This window comes from Chroococcidiopsis sp. CCALA 051 (assembly GCF_003015105.1).
GTDB classification, from domain to species: Bacteria; Cyanobacteriota; Cyanobacteriia; order Cyanobacteriales; family Chroococcidiopsidaceae; genus Chroococcidiopsis; species Chroococcidiopsis thermalis.
In genome coordinates this window covers 1-4,273 of record NZ_PYCI01000233.1, presented here as the reverse complement: position 1 = coordinate 4,273, position 4,273 = coordinate 1, and the positions used below count along the sequence as shown (strand labels likewise).

The 4,273-nt window shown below is 49.5% G+C and carries 7 protein-coding genes; 1 reads left to right on the top strand and 6 read right to left on the bottom strand.

Going from position 1 to position 4,273, the window contains the following annotated elements; genetic code table 11:
* Window positions 1-55: 55 nt before the first annotated feature.
* From C7Y66_RS29955 to C7Y66_RS32740, 6 genes are all read right to left on the bottom strand, one after another.
* A complete protein-coding gene (locus C7Y66_RS29955; RefSeq protein ID WP_146149913.1) occupies window positions 56-802 on the bottom strand; it encodes a hypothetical protein in 747 nt (248 codons plus the stop codon).
* Between the two features lie 10 nt (window positions 803-812).
* Window positions 813-1,382 carry a hypothetical protein gene (locus tag C7Y66_RS29950; RefSeq protein WP_106548322.1) on the bottom strand — a complete coding sequence of 190 codons (570 nt, stop codon included), beginning with the start codon at window positions 1,380-1,382 and terminating at the stop codon, window positions 813-815.
* A 31-nt stretch (window positions 1,383-1,413) separates the two neighbouring features.
* A complete protein-coding gene (locus C7Y66_RS29945; protein WP_106548321.1) occupies window positions 1,414-1,761 on the bottom strand; it encodes a hypothetical protein in 348 nt (115 codons plus the stop codon).
* Window positions 1,762-2,185: 424 nt separating this feature from the next.
* A complete protein-coding gene (locus tag C7Y66_RS29940; RefSeq protein ID WP_106548320.1) occupies window positions 2,186-2,440 on the bottom strand; it encodes a hypothetical protein in 255 nt (84 codons plus the stop codon).
* A 104-nt stretch (window positions 2,441-2,544) separates the two neighbouring features.
* Window positions 2,545-4,032 (bottom strand): protelomerase family protein, encoded by a 1,488-nt coding sequence (locus C7Y66_RS29935; protein WP_199197732.1) that lies wholly within the window; start codon window positions 4,030-4,032, stop codon window positions 2,545-2,547.
* Window positions 4,033-4,037: 5 nt separating this feature from the next.
* A complete protein-coding gene (locus C7Y66_RS32740) occupies window positions 4,038-4,139 on the bottom strand; it encodes a protelomerase family protein (RefSeq protein WP_233222912.1) in 102 nt (33 codons plus the stop codon).
* Here C7Y66_RS32740 and C7Y66_RS33195 point away from each other — a divergent pair.
* Window positions 4,096-4,227, top strand: a complete 132-nt coding sequence (locus C7Y66_RS33195) for a hypothetical protein (protein WP_255410092.1) — start codon at window positions 4,096-4,098, stop codon at window positions 4,225-4,227. The two genes, C7Y66_RS32740 and C7Y66_RS33195, sit on opposite strands and share 44 nt — an antisense overlap.
* Window positions 4,228-4,273: the final 46 nt, after the last annotated feature.

The window sequence follows — 4,273 nt, the reverse complement described above, 5'->3', positions numbered from 1 at the left end:
GTACTGCTCCAATTACTTATGCTCAGTTCAGTTCAGCTTGACTTCTATTTTATTCTCACCGTAGTGACAGAAGAAAGGTAATTCGCCGTCCCCCAGTTTCTTTTGATCCATCTGCTAAACATTGGCTCTTCAGGGGACATTGCTGACAGGTACGTGGATTGATGCCGAACAAAATCAACAAATCTCCCAAACGGCTTTGCCGCACTTCTCGACGGTACATGGAATTTCCAGCAGGACATTCTAACGTCCGCTCATTGAGCAGCGTGAAATCAGAACCCGAAAATTTGCCACGGCTTCTGGCCCATCCTCCTGCCACTTGCATTGGACCATAGCCAGCAGAGTCTGCGGGTGGACACGGGGTATGCACCTGGGACAGCACCAATGGTTCATCAACAGAAGCAGGATTTTCCGGCAGAGTAGTTTTCTCACTCTCTAGCCCAACCCAAATCGTCTGCCGCAGTGGTTGGGGTTGATGGGCAAAGCCCGTCCACAATCGCCAATTCCACACCCACTGGCTGAGAATCTGCCAAAACTCCTGTCCATAGGGATGCCAACTGCACCACCGGTCGCAGTCCTGCTCCACATCTTCATCACCCAAAAGCTTTTCAAACCCACCGCGACCGTAATAGAGGTTGAGGAGATCGCACCCTGTCAGTCCTACCTGGGGATGGGAGGTGATAAACAGTTCATAAATGAAGTCTCCAATGCGTTTTCCTACTCGCTGCTTTCGCTTTGACTCATGTGGTGTCCGCACGACAATCAATCGCAGTGGTTGGTTATAGCCTGCCCAACTATCATCCACAAAGCCCAAATCAAATACCGAAGCGCACTTGATGGGACTCCGAGTGCGACCACAACTGGGCAGGGGTTTCTTGCAGCCGCGCTTGAATCGCCAGATGCTTGAGCAGTTGATAATCTCGACAGCGCAATAGGTAGCCCAATTGATGCTGCTGAATTTGATTGACGAACTGGGGTGTGCCATAATACCCATCAAGCCGCACAATTGCACTACTGCCAGTCAACTTGTGATGTTGTAGGTAGTGCCCAATGATGCCACAGGCTCGTTGCAGATCTGGTCCAGGAGTGCCGTTTCCAGGTGCGCCAAAAGTGCCAAGCCACTCACTTGTATGAGCTTGTGCTACAGCAGTACGAGTGCGAGTCACCTCACCTCGGTCACGTCCCAAATAGCCTTTGGCTGTAGCAGCTTGGCTGCGACGGCGGGCTTTAGGATAGGACTGAGCACTAACCAGAGATCGTTGTCGTGCTGCTTGATGTGTGCCATCGACATCGAACATCCAGAAATGGTTTCCAGCACGATCTACTAATCTACCATTCTGGGTTCGGTTGAAACCATGCTCCATTAGATCCGATTCAAACAACATCCGCAGTTGTTCTAACGCCGTCGGCTCAATATCAGCGAGAAATCGGCAAGAGCGTCGATGCCACTGGGCAGTGCTGCCGTTGCCACACTGACATTACGATTGATTTCACGCTTTTGAGCTGCTCAAAAAAGCTTTGGAGTGTGTCCAAACCGCTAACGGCATAAGCAAGGAGCAAGAGGACAAAATCACACACTTCATACTGTCCCATCCGCCCTCGATTTACTCTCACTTGAGTCTGTAAGCGCTCCAATAATCCAGTCGTCCGCCAATATTCGCCAATCAACAAGACTTCACCTAACCAACTTGGCGTGACTGGATTGGCTTGCTCATTCGTCGTCAATTCAATTCCTGCTACAGTAGTGCCTATCGTTTCTGACATCGTCACTTGCCTCGATCCAAAAGGCTAACGATGTCATTTTCTCTCGTCTACTTCCGGCAAATCTCCTTTCTACTTTGATTTCTAGCTTTACAGTCCTAAGCTCGTTGCACATCTCGTGGGTCGGTCTATTTAATTGTCGTTCAATAGTGTAAGCTTTTTGTTGTAATTGTGTGTAAGCTTTTAGCAATGCGTTTCTAGTTTCTGGTTTCATTTTTCCTGGTGATTTAATTGCTAAGAGCGCCGACTCATTTCATTTGCGAGCGCGTCGAGCGGGCGATGCACTAGATAGCGCTCGCAACGATCTATTCTTTCATTCTTCAAGGTCTAATTCTTGGTGGCGAATATTTGGCTCGGTCATCTGAAATAATCTCCTTAAACACTTTCTCTTTCCTACCAATGTCGAATTTGTTGTTAGAATGGATTGTTATGCCGGAGGATTTTGCTTGGGACGACCGCGCTTGCCTTGGTTCTTACCGACAGAAGGTGTTGCCGCCCGCACTTGTGAGAGCAGTTTGTCTTTGGCTGGATAATCGGAAGCTTTCAAGCGAGAGATCGCCGCCTTTTGATTGCCCAAATAGGCGATCGTTTTGGGGACGGGGTGAGGCTTGCCTTCAACCCCCTGCGACTCCATCAAGTAGAAATAGCTGTTGCCTTTGACTTGTTTGATGCGGATAAACACCGTGTAGAGCCTAACTTTGTGTAGAGCCTAACTTTATTTGTAGTCTCAGAGAAAAGTTAGGCTCTACAAATGGCTCAAGACGGCAATGCGACGAGGCGATCGCTTTATGCTGGAAACTGCTGCACGAATGCCTTGAGTGCTGCTGCATCCTTACCACGATTATGCCCGCGTTGATTTTCTACACCAATCTGGGCATGGTGCTCTTCAATTAAATTCTGATTCGCACTAATAAATTCCTTAGCTGCCTTACGATTGATGCCAAAAGTTTCCTCTAGTAGACCGACAGTCATCGCCCAAGTATCCTGGGGATGTTGTTGGTTCCATTCGCAGATAGTAGCAAAGATACGTTTTGCTCGTTCTTTAGCTCCACCAGTTCTAGTTGGTTTGGATGTAGCTGGTTTTGAAATCTGAGTCGGGGCAGGATTAGTAGTATCCGGCACTTGCTGTGGTTGGGTCTGTTCCTGCACATGCTCTTGCTCATGTAATATTGAGGAAGAGCCAGAGGCAGAATCAGCACCTTTAGTGGGTGAAGTATTTGGAGTTGGTGTAGGGCGATCGTTGCCTAGAAGTGCGGCTTTTGCAGCTTCAAATCTTGCAGCCGCCTGCTTTAACTCTCGATTTTCAGTCTTCAAGCGTTCCACTTCTAGCTGGAGAGTGGAAGAAAGAGTAGAAGTAGCAATTGCTTGCTCGCGTTGTTGCTTGAGCGTAGCAATTTCAGCTTCCAGTGCTTCAATCCTGCCCGTGAGCCAACTCAAGGTGCGAGCTTGGTCTACGACTACCTGGGCGATCTCCCGATCTGCCCCTACTTGAGTCGAGATTGGGTGCGTAGAGTCATGTTGAACGGTTCCTTCAGCAGCACGAGCGAGGTGAGATTTTGCCTCGCTCGGCTCTGGTGTGACTCCATTAGCCCCTGGAGAGGCTTGGGTGACATCTTTTGAGCTATCAAGTCGTGCTTCCACCCATTGCAGCAAGGTAGCGGTCTTCTCCTGCTGGTTGTTGCTTTGGGGGCAAAGGGCATCCAATACAGCCAGCCAGCGGTCATGCTCGTCCTTAAAAATTCTCAATAAACTATGTTGGCGTGGTGGAGGAGTGGCATCGCTCTTGGTGGAATCATTGGATGAAGCAATCACCCGTTCGCTCTTATGGGAGGTAGTTTGAGCTCGTGTTTTGGAGGCGAGTTTGGGCTGCTTTGGTTCTACTTGTACCGACTGGGCTTGTCGCACTGACTCTACAGACTCTAGCGGTGCTATTAATTCCTCTTGAGTCACTGGCTGTGTTGGCTCTAGCTGTACTTCATCCCGCTCTAGGGGTGGTAGCCCATTAGCATCCAGTAGCACTCCCTGACCTTCTAAGGGTTGACTCTGCTCGTTGACGAGTCGGTAATGGAAATAATGACTAGTCGCTATGCTATTGGGTGCAGCCTGCTGTTGGTCGAGTACGTGTCCGAGGTAGTGCTGAAGGAAGCGATGCTCATGTTTGGTGGGAGGGCAGAAGAAATGAATGGCGATCGCCCCATACACGCCTCTGAGCCTGTGAATTGAAACAGTCTTCTTGCCCGCCAATACGGGTACGATCCCGCTGTCCTGAAACAAGCACTTCACCTCTCGGTCAATCCGAGTATTAGGTAGGGGTGGTGAGTCGGTTGGAACTGACCTTTGCTAATCACTTCGGTGTGCCGTCTACCCGTGAGTGCAGCCAGAGCGATCGCTAGCTGTCGCTCATCGTTTGATGCTAGTAATTCAACAGCTGTATCTAGCAATACATCGGACAGAATCAGGCGGCGATAGTGCCGTAGGAACGTAGACTTTGGTAGTTGGGATGAGATTTAATCAA

Excerpts from the sequence above, each read along its gene's own strand:
- C7Y66_RS29945 (WP_106548321.1), bottom strand. The coding sequence starts at position 1,761 with ATGTCAGAAACGATAGGCACTACTGTAGCAGGAATTGAATTGACGACG.
- C7Y66_RS29950 (WP_106548322.1), bottom strand. The coding sequence starts at position 1,382 with ATGTTGTTTGAATCGGATCTAATGGAGCATGGTTTCAACCGAACCCAG.